This window comes from Rhizobium sp. CB3060 (assembly GCF_025200735.1).
GTDB lineage: Bacteria > Pseudomonadota > Alphaproteobacteria > Rhizobiales > Rhizobiaceae > Rhizobium.
The window spans coordinates 1,450,041-1,464,514 of sequence record NZ_CP104159.1 but is presented as its reverse complement, the minus strand read 5'-3'; the positions used below and the strand labels follow the sequence as shown (position 1 = coordinate 1,464,514).

16 protein-coding genes are annotated in these 14,474 nt (G+C 60.2%); 9 read left to right on the top strand and 7 right to left on the bottom strand.

What is annotated here, in order from left to right:
• Window positions 1–56 precede the first annotated feature (56 nt).
• The 4 genes from ada (at window position 57) to N2601_RS26080 (ending at window position 3,307) form a co-directional block, all read left to right on the top strand.
• On the top strand, window positions 57–1,148 hold the full coding sequence (gene ada / locus N2601_RS26095) for a bifunctional DNA-binding transcriptional regulator/O6-methylguanine-DNA methyltransferase Ada (protein WP_260304251.1): 1,092 nt from the start codon (window positions 57–59) through the stop codon (window positions 1,146–1,148).
• A gap of 84 nt (window positions 1,149–1,232) precedes the next feature.
• A complete protein-coding gene (locus tag N2601_RS26090) occupies window positions 1,233–1,883 on the top strand; it encodes a hypothetical protein (RefSeq protein ID WP_260304250.1) in 651 nt (216 codons plus the stop codon).
• Window positions 1,884–1,994: 111 nt separating this feature from the next.
• Window positions 1,995–2,561, top strand: coding sequence for a methylated-DNA--[protein]-cysteine S-methyltransferase (locus tag N2601_RS26085; protein ID WP_260304249.1), 567 nt, complete (start codon window positions 1,995–1,997; stop codon window positions 2,559–2,561).
• Entirely contained in the window at window positions 2,558–3,307 is a 750-nt protein-coding gene (locus N2601_RS26080; RefSeq protein WP_260304248.1) for a 2OG-Fe(II) oxygenase, read from the top strand. Before N2601_RS26085 ends, N2601_RS26080 begins: the two co-directional genes overlap by 4 nt.
• 13 nt (window positions 3,308–3,320) lie before the next feature.
• On the opposite strand, the gene N2601_RS26075 is transcribed toward N2601_RS26080, so the two are convergent.
• The 6 genes from N2601_RS26075 to N2601_RS26050 all read right to left on the bottom strand — a co-directional run bounded on the left by N2601_RS26075 (window position 3,321) and on the right by N2601_RS26050 (window position 9,383).
• A complete protein-coding gene (locus tag N2601_RS26075; RefSeq protein WP_260304247.1) occupies window positions 3,321–4,394 on the bottom strand; it encodes an ABC transporter ATP-binding protein in 1,074 nt (357 codons plus the stop codon).
• Window positions 4,391–5,320 (bottom strand): PfkB family carbohydrate kinase, encoded by a 930-nt coding sequence (locus tag N2601_RS26070; RefSeq protein ID WP_260304246.1) that lies wholly within the window; start codon window positions 5,318–5,320, stop codon window positions 4,391–4,393. Before N2601_RS26070 ends, N2601_RS26075 begins: the two co-directional genes overlap by 4 nt.
• Window positions 5,321–6,343: an SIS domain-containing protein gene (locus tag N2601_RS26065; protein WP_260304245.1), complete on the bottom strand. Its 1,023-nt coding sequence runs from the start codon at window positions 6,341–6,343 to the stop codon at window positions 5,321–5,323.
• On the bottom strand, window positions 6,340–7,185 hold the full coding sequence (locus tag N2601_RS26060) for a carbohydrate ABC transporter permease (protein WP_260304244.1): 846 nt from the start codon (window positions 7,183–7,185) through the stop codon (window positions 6,340–6,342). Before N2601_RS26060 ends, N2601_RS26065 begins: the two co-directional genes overlap by 4 nt.
• Window positions 7,185–8,069, bottom strand: a complete 885-nt coding sequence (locus N2601_RS26055; RefSeq protein ID WP_260304243.1) for a carbohydrate ABC transporter permease — start codon at window positions 8,067–8,069, stop codon at window positions 7,185–7,187. Before N2601_RS26055 ends, N2601_RS26060 begins: the two co-directional genes overlap by 1 nt.
• A 75-nt stretch (window positions 8,070–8,144) precedes the next feature.
• Complete coding sequence (locus tag N2601_RS26050; RefSeq protein WP_260304242.1) at window positions 8,145–9,383, bottom strand: extracellular solute-binding protein; 1,239 nt, start codon at window positions 9,381–9,383, stop codon at window positions 8,145–8,147.
• 210 nt (window positions 9,384–9,593) lie between these two features.
• On the opposite strand from N2601_RS26050, the gene N2601_RS26045 reads away from it, so the two are divergent.
• Together N2601_RS26045 and N2601_RS26040 are read left to right on the top strand one after the other, a co-directional pair.
• A complete protein-coding gene (locus tag N2601_RS26045; protein WP_260304241.1) occupies window positions 9,594–10,793 on the top strand; it encodes an ROK family transcriptional regulator in 1,200 nt (399 codons plus the stop codon).
• A gap of 116 nt (window positions 10,794–10,909) precedes the next feature.
• On the top strand, window positions 10,910–11,077 hold the full coding sequence (locus tag N2601_RS26040; protein WP_260304240.1) for a hypothetical protein: 168 nt from the start codon (window positions 10,910–10,912) through the stop codon (window positions 11,075–11,077).
• Between the two features lie 107 nt (window positions 11,078–11,184).
• Here the strand turns inward: N2601_RS26040 and N2601_RS26035 are convergent, their stop codons facing one another.
• A complete protein-coding gene (locus N2601_RS26035; RefSeq protein WP_260305252.1) occupies window positions 11,185–12,096 on the bottom strand; it encodes a hypothetical protein in 912 nt (303 codons plus the stop codon).
• 316 nt (window positions 12,097–12,412) lie between these two features.
• Between N2601_RS26035 and queC the strand changes: the two genes are divergently transcribed.
• Genes queC through queE form a run of 3 tightly spaced genes read left to right on the top strand, consistent with a single transcriptional unit; the run spans window position 12,413 to window position 14,213 of the window.
• Window positions 12,413–13,123 (top strand): 7-cyano-7-deazaguanine synthase QueC, encoded by a 711-nt coding sequence (queC, locus tag N2601_RS26030; RefSeq protein WP_260304239.1) that lies wholly within the window; start codon window positions 12,413–12,415, stop codon window positions 13,121–13,123.
• Complete coding sequence (gene queD, locus N2601_RS26025; RefSeq protein ID WP_260304238.1) at window positions 13,123–13,479, top strand: 6-carboxytetrahydropterin synthase QueD; 357 nt, start codon at window positions 13,123–13,125, stop codon at window positions 13,477–13,479. Before queC ends, queD begins: the two co-directional genes overlap by 1 nt.
• A complete protein-coding gene (gene queE, locus N2601_RS26020) occupies window positions 13,476–14,213 on the top strand; it encodes a 7-carboxy-7-deazaguanine synthase QueE (protein WP_260304237.1) in 738 nt (245 codons plus the stop codon). The genes queD and queE overlap by 4 nt, the downstream gene beginning before the upstream one ends.
• The last annotated feature ends 261 nt before the right edge of the window (window positions 14,214–14,474 follow it).

Here is a 14,474-nt window from a genome sequence, read left to right as displayed (position 1 = left end):
GTTCTTCCGCTGCCAAGAATGATGTTCTTACTCTGGATCGCACAGGGACGAACGACATGACCGTGATGCCCCGAAACCGGACAGCTTTTACACAAACGGCAGTGGCCGATGATCCGCGCTGGGCACGTATCGTCGCCCGCGATCGAACCGCCGATGGCCATCTCTGGTATTCGGTGGCAACGACCGGTGTCTATTGCCGGCCCTCCTGTCCATCGCGAACCGCAAACCCCAAGAACGTGCAACTGCATGATTCACTCCAGGCCGCCAAAGCGACTGGCTTTCGCCCCTGCAAGCGATGCAAGCCGGATGGTCTTTCCTCAGACGGTGAGAATACCGCCATCATTGCGCGCGTTTGCCGATTGATCGAAGAGAGTGAGGAAGAACCGTCCTTGCACCAGCTCGCAGAGGCGGCCGGACGTAGTGCCAGTCATTTCCATCGGCTGTTCAAATCGGCGACCGGCCTGACGCCCAAGGATTACGCCTCGGCGCACCGCGCGGCGAAAGTCCGTGAAGGCCTTGCGAACGGCAACAGCGTGACCGAGGCGATCTACGATGCCGGGTTCAATTCGAGCGGCCGCTTTTACGAGAAATCCACCGATATGCTCGGAATGACGCCGACCCAGTATCGATCGGGAGGTACCAACGAAGATATCCGCTTCGCCGTCGGTCAGTCGTCGCTGGGCGCGATCCTGGTTGCGTCGAGCCGGAAAGGCGTGGCGTCCATTCTCCTCGGCAGCGACCCGGACGCGCTGGTGCGCGATCTTCAGGATCGTTTCCCCAACGCCAACCTGATTGGCGCCGACGGTGACTACGAAGCCCTTGTGGCGCGTGTCGTCGGCCTCGTGGAGGCGCCACGTCTTGGGATCGACTTGCCGCTCGACGTTCGCGGTACGGCATTTCAACAGCGGGTTTGGCAGGCGCTTCGGGAAATCCCGGTTGGCCGAACCGTCTCCTACATGGAAATCGCCCGCCGGATCGGTTTGCCCAAGGCGGTGCGCGCCGTCGCCGGAGCGTGCGCGGCCAACAAACTGGCAGTTGCAATCCCATGCCATAGGGTGGTGCGGAACGATGGTTCGCTTTCCGGCTATGCCTGGGGAGTCGAGCGAAAACGCGTTCTGCTTGACCGTGAAGCGACCGAAGGCCGTTGAGAACCCGATGAGCATTTTTCCGCATCGCGGTGTCATACGGCGATATCTCTAGCGCACGCCACGCGAGCGAGGCACTATTCCGACATGAGTGCTCCCCTTCAGAATCGCGTCACCCCCTTCGGCGATATCGTGGCGATTTCGCAACGAGGACTGTTCACGGGCAATCGCGGCATCATCCACGATCCGGCAACCAAAACGCTGTTGAACAAGCGCTGGTCAAGCAAGGCATGGCTGGTTTGCACTTGCGAATACAAAGGCCGCCGCCGCGATGTCATGGCCAACAGGAGCTGGACCGAACTGTTCTTTCTGGACGAAGCGGTGGCGCTGGCCGCCGGTCATCGCCCGTGTTTCTTCTGCCGGCGTGATGCGGCCAAGGCATTTCGCGCGGCATGGGCCGGCGCGAGAGGGCAGGCTGAACCCTCGGTTGCCGTTATGGACGCTGTCCTGCACGGCGAACGCATGGACCGCGGGCGAAAACGGATCCATCCGCTTCCGGAGTCACTCCCCGACCTGCCGGACGGTACGGTTGTCGTCGCATCCGGTTCGGCCTGCACGATCGCCGGTGGCCACGCTTATCGCTGGACCGAGCATGGCTATGAGCCGCCGCAGGCGCTCAGGCACGCCGAAGGCATGTTGACGCCGCCCTCCACCTTCATGGCCCTGCAGGCCGGCTATCGGCCGATCCTTCATCCGATGATCGGGACATTGCGATCGGATCGGCACCACCGAAAATGAATTGTTTTTCCCACGGCCGAGAAACTTGCTGATTTGAAAGCAAGGACCGGAGTGAGGAGGAATGGCCGCGGCTCTATTGTCGATCATCAGAAAGATCATGGAGTTAAGCCAATGAACGTCATCAACATGGAAACCGCCTCGCGGCCCAAGCGCTCGGCGAGGAACGTAGATGCTTCAAACGATATCGCCTATTCGATCGGCGATAGTGCATTGGGCAAAATTCTCATCGCTCGCAGTGCCCTTGGCGTCTGTGCTATCCTGATGGCGTCGGATGGTGATGAACTGACCGAGGATCTCGCCGCCCGCTTTCCGACGAGCAAACTGATCTCAAACGAAGCGCGCCTCCGCGACGATATCGACAAGGTCGTTCGGTTCATAGAGAGGCCGGATGCCGGGCTTGACCTGCCACTCGACATGCGGTGCGGCACCCCATTCCAACGCCGGGTGTGGGATGCCCTTCGGGCAATCCCCTGCGGGGCCATGGTCACCTACGCTGCGCTTGCCCGACGCATCGGTAAGCCGGAGGCCGTTCGCGCCGTCGCCAGTGCTTGCGCGGCAAACGCGATTGCTCTGGGCATACCCTGCCATCGGGTCGTACGCGCCAACGGCGCGCTGTCCGGCTATCGCTGGGGCATCGAACGAAAGCGCGCGCTCATCGAGAAGGAAGCCAAGTCATGAATGCTCATTCGAAGCTCAATCCATCGGCCCCCGCGGCGCGGTCCGCAGAGGCGCGTGTCGCCGGGTATGACTGGCAGAAGCTATCAGAGGAGTTGAGCGGGTTTGGTTGCGCTGTCATGGAAAAGCTTTTGTCGCCCGAGGAGTGCCGGGAGATTGCCGGCCTTTATCCGCAGGAAGAGCGTTTTCGCAGCCATATTCACATGGCGCGGCATGGCTTCGGCAAAGGAGAATACCGCTATTTCAAATATCCGCTGCCCGATCTGCTTGGCGGTTTGCGCACCGCGCTCTATCCGCGGCTGGCCGAGGTTGCCAACGACTGGAACGGCCGCATGGACATCGATCAGCGTTACCCCGCAGATCATGCGGACTTCCTCAAGCAATGCCATGATGCGGGCCAGACGCGGCCGACGCCGCTGCTGCTGCAATATGTCCCAGGCGATTTCAATTGCCTGCATCAGGATCTCTACGGCGACCTCGCATTCCCGTTGCAGGTGGCGATCCTGCTTTCCGAACCGGGGAGGGATTTCACAGGCGGCGAGTTCGTTCTGACGGAACAGCGTCCGCGGATGCAAAGTCGCGCCGAGGTGGTGCCGCTGCGCCAGGGTGACGCGGTCGCCTTCGCGGTCCACAATCGTCCGGTCCAGGGCTCCAAGGGGAATTATCGCGTCAACCTCCGGCACGGCGTCAGCCGTCTTCGTTCGGGCATGCGCCATACCGTCGGCATCATTTTTCACGATGCAAAATAGTGGTCCATCTGGCCTATCGAAGGCAGCTAAGACCCGTTTCCGCGTCGAAAAGATGTATCGCTTCATCGCCGAAGAATAGCGTGAGCTTGCCATTATGGTCGATTGGCGTGCGGGGAGGGAGGCAAGCAGTCAGTCGCTGATCTCCGGCGATGGCGGTGACGACGAGTTCAGGCCCGGTCAGCTCCGCAATTTCAGGCACGGCTTCGATCCATAAAGCGGCTTGTTCCAGGCGCAATGCCTCCGGCCGTATGCCGAGAACAAGTTGTTGGCCTTCTTTGACTTTGCCTTTGAAGCGTTCGGGGAGCGGCAGGCAAGTGCCTGCGCCTTGCAACTGCAATCCTTCGGGGCGAACCGTGGTCTTCAAGAGGTTCATCGGCGGCACGCCGACGAAGGTCGCCACATAGAGCGTTGCGGGACTGTTGTAGATTTCCTCCGGCGTACCCAATTGTTCGATCCGTCCGTCCCGCATGACGGCGATCCGGGTGGCGAGCGTCATCGCCTCGATCTGATCGTGGGTGACGTAGACCACCGTGGTCTTTAGCATCTGATGAAGACGCTTGAGTTCCGTGCGCATTTCCATGCGCAGCTTGGCGTCAAGGTTCGAAAGCGGCTCATCGAAAAGGAAGACTTCCGGCTTGCGCACGAGCGCGCGGCCGATCGCAACACGCTGCCGCTGGCCGCCGGAAAGCTGGCTTGGCTTTCGCTCCAGCAGATTTTCGATCTGAAGCAATTTAGCAGCCTCGCGCACGGCCTTGTCGCGCTCTGCCGCCGGCACTTTGCGCATCTCAAGACCGAAGCCGATATTGCGATGGACCGTCAGGTTTGGATAGAGCGCATAGGATTGGAACACCATGGCGATGTCGCGGTCCTTGGGATGCACGCCAAGAACCGAGCGCGCGCCAATCCGCACATCGCCGCTGGTCGCCTCGGCAAGACCGGCGATGATGTTCAGCAGCGTGGACTTGCCGCAGCCGGAAGAGCCGAGCAGCACCAGGAATTCGCCGCTTTCTAGCGCGATATCAATGCCCTTCAGCGTTTCGACCTGGCCGTATGTCTTGCGGATATTCTGGATCTCGAGCGCGCTCATCGTGCGGCCTCCTTGGTAGCCTTGAGCTCGCCATAGCTGCGGGGAAGGGTGGAAATGGCGCGCGATGCGACCTCCGTTCCCGCCGCCAAACAGGTGGAAAGCATCTCACCGCGGGCAAGCGCGGCCAGAAATGCAGCATTGAAGACGTCGCCGGCGCCGATCGTATCCACGACTTTCACCTGAGGCGCCGGGACCACAACGAGTGCGCCGTCTCTGCCGATGGCAATCGCGCCATCGGGGCCGCGTTTGACGACGACGATCGCTCCGTCCGGCATATGCGAGCGAAGATGGCGCGCGGCGTCTGCAGGGTCGTCCAGACCCGCGAGCGTGGTCGATTCCACCTCATTCAACAGGGCAATACCGCAGCGCGACAGCCAGCCGCGCGTGGCGGCGCAATTTTCATCCGTCCAGCCATCGAGCGGCCATCCGGTGTCGAGTGCGACCGTGATCCGGTGCTTGTCGGCCCAGGCGAACAATGCATCGTAATCCCCCGTCAGGTCGTCGGTCAGGAAGGGGCCGCAGAGAAGGACGTAACCGCCGGAAAGCGTTGATCCGTCAAGAACGGCAAAGACATCAGCAAGACTGAGACGTGGCAGGTGGCCGCGCGTCGTGAAGAACGTCCGCTCGCCGTCCGGATGGGTGATCCCAACCGAAAGCGTCGTGCCCTCTGGTCGCACCGGCCATTTCGCAGCCCGTTCGCCGAAGGCTTCGCTCAGCCAGCGGCCGAACTGATCATTGCCGACATTGGCCGCGATCTCGAAGTTGACGCCCATTCCTTCCCAGGCAAGCGCGCTATTCCCCGCCGCGCCGCCGACACGAAGCTCGTCATGGTCGACGATGATCTCGGTGCCCGCCTTCGGCCAAGGTGCGGCCGGCCCAAGGATCAAGTCGACATTGACATTGCCGATGACTGCAAGCGGCTTCATTCATTCACTCCGCGTAATTTTCGTCGAGCGGATGGGCGTACCGGCATTATCGACGCGGGCTTCCGCAAAGGCGATCATCAGCCGTTGCGCGACGGGCAGCATCGCGAAGATTGCTGCAAGGCCGGTCGCCGGCTCGAAGCGAAGCGTCACTGCTCCCGCCACCGGCTCCTCGCCGGATGCATCAAAGACGACGGTCGACGCACCGGTTTCGACAGCGGAAACGATCATCGCGGTGACGAGGCCTGCCGTATTGTCGCGCCCGCGGAACAGAACGACGCCAATGTTTGGCCCGAGCATTTCCATCGGTCCGTGCCGAAGCTGTCCGCCTTCGAGCGAAAAGCACGGGCGACGGGATAGCTCAGTCAAACCGAGCGCAAGCGCTTCGGCGACGCCCTGCAATCTGCGACCGGACGTCACGATCGTTTCGACATTCGCGAGTGCGGCGAGTGCGGCCGCGATATTGACGTCCTGAGGCGCTTTCAGCACCGCAAGTGCGGCCGCCGGGTCTTCGCCAAGCGCGGCAAGGACGGCGAGATGCAGGGCGAAGGTGACGGTCAGGCTGCGGGTGGCGGCAAAGGCCAGTTCCGTGCCGCCCGCGCCGACCAAGGACGATGCAGCCTTTGCCAGGAAAGAGTTGCCTTCGAGCGTTAGCCCGAATGTCTCGTCCGTGCCGCCGGTCTCATTGAACCAACGAACCACTTCGGCGCTTTCGCCGGATTGCGAGGTTACGAAGATCGTCCGCCCCTCCAATGACAAGGGCTGGCCGAGCTGTTCGGAAAGCGGCGCTGCGATCGCATCGATACCCAAAGCGCGATAAAGCGGTTCCACCGCGCGATTGACGGCATGCGATCCTCCCATGCCGAGAAGCATGAGCTTACCCGTCTTCTTCAGAGAGGAGGCGGCCTTGGCGGCCATTTCGCCAGCGCCTTCGTAGGACGCGATGGCGTCCGCATGCTGGCGTGCCATTTCGCGATCGATCGCAACAAGCCCCGTCGGTCGTGTCTTTTGTCCGGTCATGGTCATCCCTTGACGCCGCCGCTTGTCAGCCCCGAGATCAGGGCACGTTGCATGACGAGACCGACCAGCACCGGCGGCAGGGCGGCAAGCACACCGGCGGTCGCAATCAGTCCGTAATCGGATACACGTCCGCCCGCCAAATCGGCGATGGCGACGGTCAGAGTCTTCGCACGCTGGTCCGAAGTGAAAAGCAGCGCATAGAAGAATTCATCCCAGGCCAGCAGAAACGCGAAGAGCGCCGATGTCGCGATGACCGGCATGGCAAGCGGCAGCGTGATGATCTTCAGCGTCTGGAACAGGCCGGCTCCGTCGATCATGGCTGCGGATTCGATTTCTTTCGGAATGGAGTCGAAACCGGATTTCATGAGCCAGGTCGTGAACGGTGCGAGGATCGTGAGATAGACGAGCGCAAGCCCGAAGACGTTGTTGAGCATGCCGAGATAGGCAAGGCCCATATAGAGCGGCACGGCGAGCGCGACCGGCGGCAGCATGTAGGTGGCGATCACCAGGGAAAGCGACCAGCCGACCGACGGCGTGCGCGATACGGCCCAGCCCGCCGGAATGGCAAGCGCGATAGCCGCGATCGTTGCCATGGCGGCGATTTCGATGCTGTTGCGCAGCGAGGAGGTGAAGGCGGCGCCGGTGCTATTCTCGATCGTCGAGAACAGCAACCGGTAGCGGGAAAAATCGGCCGTCTGCGGCCACCAGCGCAGCGGTTTCGCTGCGAGATCAGCGGCCGGCGAGATGCTCATGACGAACAGCCAGAGGATCGGGGCGAGGATGACGGCGGCCAGCAGCACGGCCGCGACGTAGATGAAGATGGTGAAGATCGGGTTCCTGCGCTCCATCAGGCAGCACTCCCCACTGTCTTGCGCACCAATGCGGCATAGCCGGCGGCGAGCACGGTCACCAGCAGCGTCACCATCAGCGCCAGCGACGCGCCGGACCCGGCACGCTGAAAGGAGAAAGCCTCCTGATAGACGAGGATCGACAATGTGCGCGTGCTATTTGCCGGACCGCCGCGCGTCATGACCCAGATGATGTCGAAGACCTTGAAGGCTTCGATGGTTCGCAGCACCAGCGCCACCATCAGCGGTCCCGCGAGATAGGGCAGGATCACAAAGCGAAAGCGGGCGATCGGTCCGGCGCCGTCGACCAGCGAGGCGGCGGTGATATCGCGCGGAACCGCCTGCAAGGCCGCCAGTGCAATCAGCGCGACGAGAGGAAAGTTCTTCCAGCAATCTGCGACGATCAATGCCGAAAGTGCGGTGCCGGGTTCTCCCAGCCAGGAGCGATAGGCGTCGATCAGGCCGAGTTGCGTCAGCGCTGCGTTCAGGGCGCCATATTCCGGATTGTAGATCAGCCGCCAGAGTGTCGCGTTCACGACGGTCGGCAGAGCCCAAGGCAGGATCATCAATGCGCGAAGCGCAGTGCGGCCGCGGAATTCCTGATTGAGCAGCAAGGCGGCAAGCACGCCGATCACCATCTCGGCGGCAACGGAAATGATCGCAAACAAGGCGGTCGTGACGAGGGTCCGCTGGAAATTCGAACCGGAAATCATCTTCGTGTAGTTCTCGATCCCGACGAAACTGCCTTCTGTGCCGACGAGCTTGGCATCGGTGAAGGAGAGACGGACGGTATCCACCAGGGGCCATCCGATGACGGCGATCATCACCACGAGGAGCGGCAGCATCAAAAGCCACGCGCGGGTTGTCATCCAGGTGCCGGACATTTTTAGGCCACCCTTTTTATTTGTCGGACTGGATTGGAAACGGGCGGCGCTTTGCGTCGCCCGTTGGCGGCGATCTTAGAGACCGCTGTTGTCGGCAGCCGACTTCAACGCATCTTCCGGCGAGGACTGGCCGAGCAGCGATTCCTGGATCGCCTGCTGAAGTGCTGTCGAAAGCTCCTGATATTTCGGCGTCGTCGGACGCGGGTACATGGCTGCAAGGCCGACCTTTGCTGCCGCGATCAGTTCTTCCTGTCCCTTGGTGACAGCCGGATCCACATAGGAGGATGCCCAGATCGGCAGGCTGAGCTTGGCGTACTGGTTCTGTGTCGCCTGCGAGGTCATGAAGCTGATGTATTTCCAGGCTTCGTCCGGATGCTTGCTCGCGGAGGTGATGCCGAGGCCCATTGAACCGTTTACGGCAGAGGCTTCGCTCTTACCTGCAACGCCCGGCGCCGGCACGACACCGACCTTGCCGGCCACTTTGCTGTCCTTTGGATCGTTCGCCATGTTGTACATGTAGGTCCAATTCAGCGCGAAAGCGGCATCGCCGTTTTCGAAGACCTTGCGGACATCTTCCTCCAGGAATTCCTTGGAGTTCGGATTGGTAAGCCCGGACTTGTAGCTCGAAACCATGTATTTCAGGGCGTCAAGACCGCCGCCGGTCTGGAAGGCTGGCTTGCCGTCCTTCAGGAAATCACCCTTATAGGCGCTGACGAGCGTCGTGTAGTCGCAGATCGCGGCTTCGGCCTGCGACCAGCTCCAGGCGATCGGCGTTGCGAGCAGGCCCTTGTCCTTGATGGCCTTTGCCTGTTCGGTCAGCTCGTCCCAGGTCTTCGGCGGGGTCTTAATGCCGGCCTTTTCCAGGATCTCCTTGTTGTAGAACAGATATTTCGTATCGAGAATCCACGGCATGCCGAAATATTTGCCGTCGTACTGAACGGTGGTCCAGGCGCCGGGCAGCACCCCCTTCTTCATGTCGTCGGTAATGCGCGAGGACACGTCGACGAGCACTTTGTTCGTGGCATATTCGGCGGGCCAGATCACGTCGAAGAGGACGACGTCATAGCCGCCGCCGGAGCCCTGTGCCAGCACGGTCTTGTCGTGCAGGCCCTCATAGGGAACGAATTCGAGATTGACCTTGATATCGGGATTAGCCTTGATGAAGGCATCGGTCATGGCGCGCACGTCGGCTTCGCTATAGGCGGCCTGGGCCATGAAAAGTGCGTTGATCGTCGTTTCGGCAAATGCATGCGATGCGAAGGATGCGCCGATCAGCGCGGCTCCGAACAACGTCTTGCTTATGGATTTCAACATTCCACCCTCCAGTTTTTGACTGTCACGTCGTTTCCGATGGCGGCTTGCGTCGCGATCGGTTGTTGAGAAGGCAGCCGGTATCGGATGCCTGATCTCTTCGGATCATAGTCGGGCCCTTGTTCCCACGAAACTCTCCGGTTTCTTATTAAGTCAATTGTCTTGACTTAATTACTTCTTCAATATTCTACTGGTGTCAAGAGGGAATTGCACATGAACGATACGCGCCCGATCCGCGCCAAGAGCGGCACCAATCATGAAGGCACCAGCGCCCATAACCGGCGAGTTATGATCGATGCATTGCGCATCAATGGAGCGCTTTCACGGGCGGATCTGGCGCGCGCGACGCGGCTGACGAAGCAGACGGTTTCCAACATCATCGACGAACTTGAACGCGACGGCCTAGTGACATCGCAGCAGACGGTCCGCAGGGGGCGTGGGCAGCCTTCGACGCCCTATGTTCTGGTCCCGGAAGGTGCATTTGCGATCGGCCTGCAAATCGACCGGCACATGACGAGAGCAATTGCCGTCGATCTCATTGGAAATGTGCTGATCCGGCTGGAGGCGAAGCTTCCCTCGGGTGGACCGGCGACGGGCGCAAAGGTCGTACTCGATCTTGTTGCTGATGTCCGGCAGCGATTGGCGGAGGTCGCGACGCAATCCGAGCAGCGGCTAGTCGGCCTCGGTGCGGCGATGCCAGGCCCCTTCGGCCTAGCCGGCAACGGCGACGATCCCTGGATGATGGAGGCATGGCAGAAGTTTCCGTTGCTTGAAACCCTCGCCGTCGGCACCGGCCTCGACGTCAGTATCCAAAACGACGCCGCCGCGGCGACGATTGCCGAACGAATGGTCGGCGCGGCGCACGGGCTGGATCACGCGGTTTGCCTCTATGTCGGCTACGGCATCGGTGCCGGCCTCATTCTTGGCGGCGAGCTCTATACCGGCGCGAACGGCAATGCCGGCGAAATCGGGATGGCCTTGCTTACGGTCGGAGGCAAGTCGACCCCGCTCGAGCATCGCGCGTCGCTCGCTTCACTCTATCAATATCTGTCTCTCGATCCGGCCGATCCGGAGCTTTATGCCAAGATCCGTGATCTCGTATCGGCCGATGACCGCAGGATCATTGAATGGATCGAAGCCGCTGCCTCGGATCTCAGATGGAGCGTGCATCTAATCGAAACCATCTTCGATCCGCAGACCGTCATTTTATGCGGCAGCGCACCGCGGATTTTGGTGGACCGGCTCATAGCGGCCATGGGGCCGTTGCTGCCGTCGATCGCCGAGCGTCGGGATCGTACGGTTGCGCGCCTGCAGATCGGGATAGCCGACCCTTGGTCCGTCGCACTTGGAGCGGCCGCCGGACCGATCAGCCGGGAATTCGATCCCCGCTATGCTGCGATTTTGAAAGACTAAGCATCCACAGCTTTAATCGATTAAAATAAATTCAATCGTTTAAACTTTTTAATGCTGTGATTTACAAAGCATTTCTCCCGTGGCATTCAAAGATCATCAACGTCAGGGAGAACTCGATGCAAGAGCGTGAAACGGTGCGGAAGGAAATACCCGTGCATGTGGTCGATCGTCTGGAAAACGAGTGGCGGGTGATGCAGGCCGAGCGCTCGCCGAAGCTCGAGCCGGAGATTGAGGGAGCCGATAAGATCGCCTCCGCACCGGCCAACGGCCTCAGCACACGCTAAGCACCACCGCGCATAGCTGCGTCGATCCTCAGGGTGGGCAGACTCCATCTTAAATGCTTTGCGCTTGGGATCCGAACCGGTCGGGTCCCGTTTGGCCTCCCATTCCTTTATGCGGACTTTGCGAGCGCATAAGAAAGAGGCTCTTCGTCAGACAGAGCTGAATGATCCGGCTGGTCGAGGACCGCTTGGCTGACGGTGTCGACGATCGCGTATTTCTCGGCCTGATAGTTCCAGTATTCCGAGACGAAGTTTCGGGAGAGCCAGAAGCTGCTTTTGCCCGGAGCGCCGGCCCAGCCGACGCTTCCGAGTTCTGTCGCCTGCTTCAAGAGCCGCTTCAGGTGAGTACTCGAAATCATGAACTGGCTCTGGATGACCTTCGGCGAGATGGGGTCGATCAGGACCCTGTCTGAGCCTGGATCAATCTTGCTGATTCGGGAGATGAGATAGTCCATCACGACGCCGCCGGAGGTCGCCCAGTTGAACAGAGCGAAAGTTACTCCGGGATTCTGCAGGCTTTCGCTATCCAGGATCATCTTGGCGATCTTCGGCTGCATTCGCAGCACCGAAGCGGGATCGGCGGTCGTCCTCGCCATCCTGTCGCCGCCGTCCAGGGCATCCAGAACCAGCAGATGCGTGTAGATCCAGCGGGCCATATATTCGCGGGTCGTTTCGGTGGGCTCAAGCAAGATGATGCGGCGGTCGGAACCGCCGGCGATCGGCCGAACGAAGCGGTAAGCAATCATTTCCTTCAGGAATGCCGCCGCCGTATTGCGGCTTGCAATCTTATGCTTGACCGCGAAATCGACAAACCTGCCGGTGTAGAGCGCCGGGGTGGGATCATCCGGATAGCCGAGAAAGAGAGCATAGCCAGCATGCGCCAGAAGCCATCTTTGCTGCGCGGCAAAGATCGAGGCTATGCGCGGATTCTCGTCGTAGATCGCCATCAGTTCATGCGCGCTATGCAATATAGCGGACAGAAAATGTTCATTTTGACTGAGTTCTTTTGCCGTGAAGGCCATAAGTGCCAACATTCTTTCAATAATTCAGGATCGGCCGGATCATCGGCTCGATATTTAATTAATGGTATTCTTTAAATACCAAAGTTTTGTTTGGCTTGTCGACCGCGAAGCAGGCGTCGAAAACCAGGGGGCGGTCAACTCTGCGCGAGCATTATGTCGGCATCCGCCAATGCAAGGGCCGTCATATTGCGATCTTATCGGAATGATCGAGCTGCCTTGCTTCTTGCGGGATGTGCTGCTAGTGACCCCCGCATAGCTTTGAAAGGCTCAGATATCCGGTCGCAGCCCACCCGGTCAAAACAAGGGACCTCAAATTATGAAGACTATCGTCATCTGCTCCGGCGGATTGGACTCCGTTTCGCTCGCCCACAAGATCGCAGCGGAACATCAACTCATCGGCCTCGTCTCGTTCGACTATGGCCAGCGGCATCGTAAGGAGCTGGATTTCGCTGCCGCCTGTGCCCAGCGGCTTGGCGTACCGCATCATATCATCGATATCACCGCCATCGGCAGGCACCTGACCGGATCGGCCCTGACGGATAACGTCGAGGTGCCGGACGGACACTATGCCGAGGAAACGATGAAGGCGACGGTGGTTCCGAACCGCAACGCCATCATGCTCGCCATCGCCTTCGGCCTTGCCGCCGCGCAGAAAGCGGAGGCCGTCGCCGTTGCCGTTCATGGCGGCGATCATTTCATCTATCCGGATTGCCGGCCTGGCTTCATCGACGCGTTTCAGCAGATGCAAAACCATGCCTTGGATGGCTACGCCAGCGTTTCGCTCTATGCGCCCTATGTCACCGTCTCCAAGGCCGACATCGTGACTGACGGCGCGAAGAACGGCACGCCGTTTGCCGAGACTTGGTCTTGCTACAAGGGCGGCATTCGTCACTGCGGCCGCTGCGGCACCTGCGTCGAGCGGCGCGAAGCCTTCCATCTCGCCGGTGTCGAAGATCCGACAGAATATGACGATCCAGACTTCTGGGTGGCGGCGACGGCAGGCTACTCGGCCGAGGAGGTGAAGTAATGTTCCGCATTACCAAGCAATTTCACTTCTCCGCCTCGCACCAGCTCGCCCACCTTCCTGCCGATCATCAATGTGCCCGGCTACATGGGCACAATTATATCGTCGAGGTGGAGCTTTCTGCCGCCGAACTCGATTCTGACGGGTTCGTCCGCGACTATCATGAGCTTGCGCCGCTGAAGCGCTATATCGACGAGCATTTCGACCATCGCCATCTGAACGAGGTTCTCGGCCACGATCGCGTGACGTCGGAATATCTGGCCAAGCATTTCTACGACTGGTGCAAGCAGCGCCTGCCCGAAATTTCGGCGGTGCGCATCAGCGAGACGCCGAAGACCTGGGCGGAATACCGGCCATGAGCGAGGCGCGCGAAACCACGATCCGCGTCAGCGAGATATTCGGGCCGACAATCCAGGGCGAGGGGATATTGATCGGGCTTCCGACCGTGTTCGTCCGGACCGGGGGGTGCGATTACCGCTGTTCGTGGTGTGATACGCTGCATGCGGTAGATAGCGAATATCGCGATCAATGGCAGCCGATGTCGGTTGACGAGATCTGGCAGGAGGTGACCCGGCTTTCCGGAGGCAAGCCGCTAACGGTTTCGCTTTCGGGCGGCAATCCCGCGATCCAGCCTCTCGGGCCGCTGATCGCTCGCGGCCATGATCAAGGCTACAGGTTTGCGCTGGAAACGCAGGCGAGCATCGCGAAGGACTGGTTCGCCGATCTCGACCTGCTGGTACTAAGCCCAAAGCCGCCTTCGAGCGGCATGGTGACGGATTGGGATGCGCTTGCCGACTGTCTCCGTCAGGCGGGGGCGAGACCGCAGATCGCCTTGAAAATCGTCGTTTTCGATGACCGCGATTATGCTTATGCGCGCGATGCTGCCGCCCGTTTTCCGCACCTGCCGGTCTATCTGCAGCCCGGCAACCATACGCCGCCTCCGCCTGAAGCAGACGACGCATCGATCGATATCGACGGCATCATGGATCGAATGCGCTGGCTGGTGGACAAGGTGACATCAGACAGATGGTTCGAAGCTCGGGTTCTGCCGCAGTTGCATGTCCTGCTTTGGGGGAACAAGCGCGGCGTTTAGTGCCGGCTCTGTTGGGCGCGCAGAGGCGGTATTGCCTAGAATCGGTCGAGCCCGGCAATCGGGGTACAGTACCGGTCTCCCCAGGTGAGCGCTGCTGAAGAATTCGGCTAGCCGCATCATCGGATAGGTTGTGTATAATCTTTTCCACGAAGATTAGGCGAGAATATCAGCGGTAGATTTCGCCCGATTTCTGGCCAAAAATAACCCGTCAATAATTCAGGCTATGCCGATTATACTCAGAAAGGATGATGGGACGTTCGA

Coding starts and splice junctions, on each gene's coding strand:
- ada (WP_260304251.1), top strand. CDS start 57: ATGACCGTGATGCCCCGAAACCGGACAGCTTTTACACAAACGGCAGTG.
- N2601_RS26090 (WP_260304250.1), top strand. CDS start 1,233: ATGAGTGCTCCCCTTCAGAATCGCGTCACCCCCTTCGGCGATATCGTG.
- N2601_RS26085 (WP_260304249.1), top strand. CDS start 1,995: ATGAACGTCATCAACATGGAAACCGCCTCGCGGCCCAAGCGCTCGGCG.
- N2601_RS26080 (WP_260304248.1), top strand. CDS start 2,558: ATGAATGCTCATTCGAAGCTCAATCCATCGGCCCCCGCGGCGCGGTCC.
- N2601_RS26075 (WP_260304247.1), bottom strand. CDS start 4,394: ATGAGCGCGCTCGAGATCCAGAATATCCGCAAGACATACGGCCAGGTC.
- N2601_RS26070 (WP_260304246.1), bottom strand. CDS start 5,320: ATGAAGCCGCTTGCAGTCATCGGCAATGTCAATGTCGACTTGATCCTT.
- N2601_RS26065 (WP_260304245.1), bottom strand. CDS start 6,343: ATGACCATGACCGGACAAAAGACACGACCGACGGGGCTTGTTGCGATC.
- N2601_RS26060 (WP_260304244.1), bottom strand. CDS start 7,185: ATGGAGCGCAGGAACCCGATCTTCACCATCTTCATCTACGTCGCGGCC.
- N2601_RS26055 (WP_260304243.1), bottom strand. CDS start 8,069: ATGTCCGGCACCTGGATGACAACCCGCGCGTGGCTTTTGATGCTGCCG.
- N2601_RS26050 (WP_260304242.1), bottom strand. CDS start 9,383: ATGTTGAAATCCATAAGCAAGACGTTGTTCGGAGCCGCGCTGATCGGC.
- N2601_RS26045 (WP_260304241.1), top strand. CDS start 9,594: ATGAACGATACGCGCCCGATCCGCGCCAAGAGCGGCACCAATCATGAA.
- N2601_RS26040 (WP_260304240.1), top strand. CDS start 10,910: ATGCAAGAGCGTGAAACGGTGCGGAAGGAAATACCCGTGCATGTGGTC.
- N2601_RS26035 (WP_260305252.1), bottom strand. CDS start 12,096: ATGGCCTTCACGGCAAAAGAACTCAGTCAAAATGAACATTTTCTGTCC.
- queC (WP_260304239.1), top strand. CDS start 12,413: ATGAAGACTATCGTCATCTGCTCCGGCGGATTGGACTCCGTTTCGCTC.
- queD (WP_260304238.1), top strand. CDS start 13,123: ATGTTCCGCATTACCAAGCAATTTCACTTCTCCGCCTCGCACCAGCTC.
- queE (WP_260304237.1), top strand. CDS start 13,476: ATGAGCGAGGCGCGCGAAACCACGATCCGCGTCAGCGAGATATTCGGG.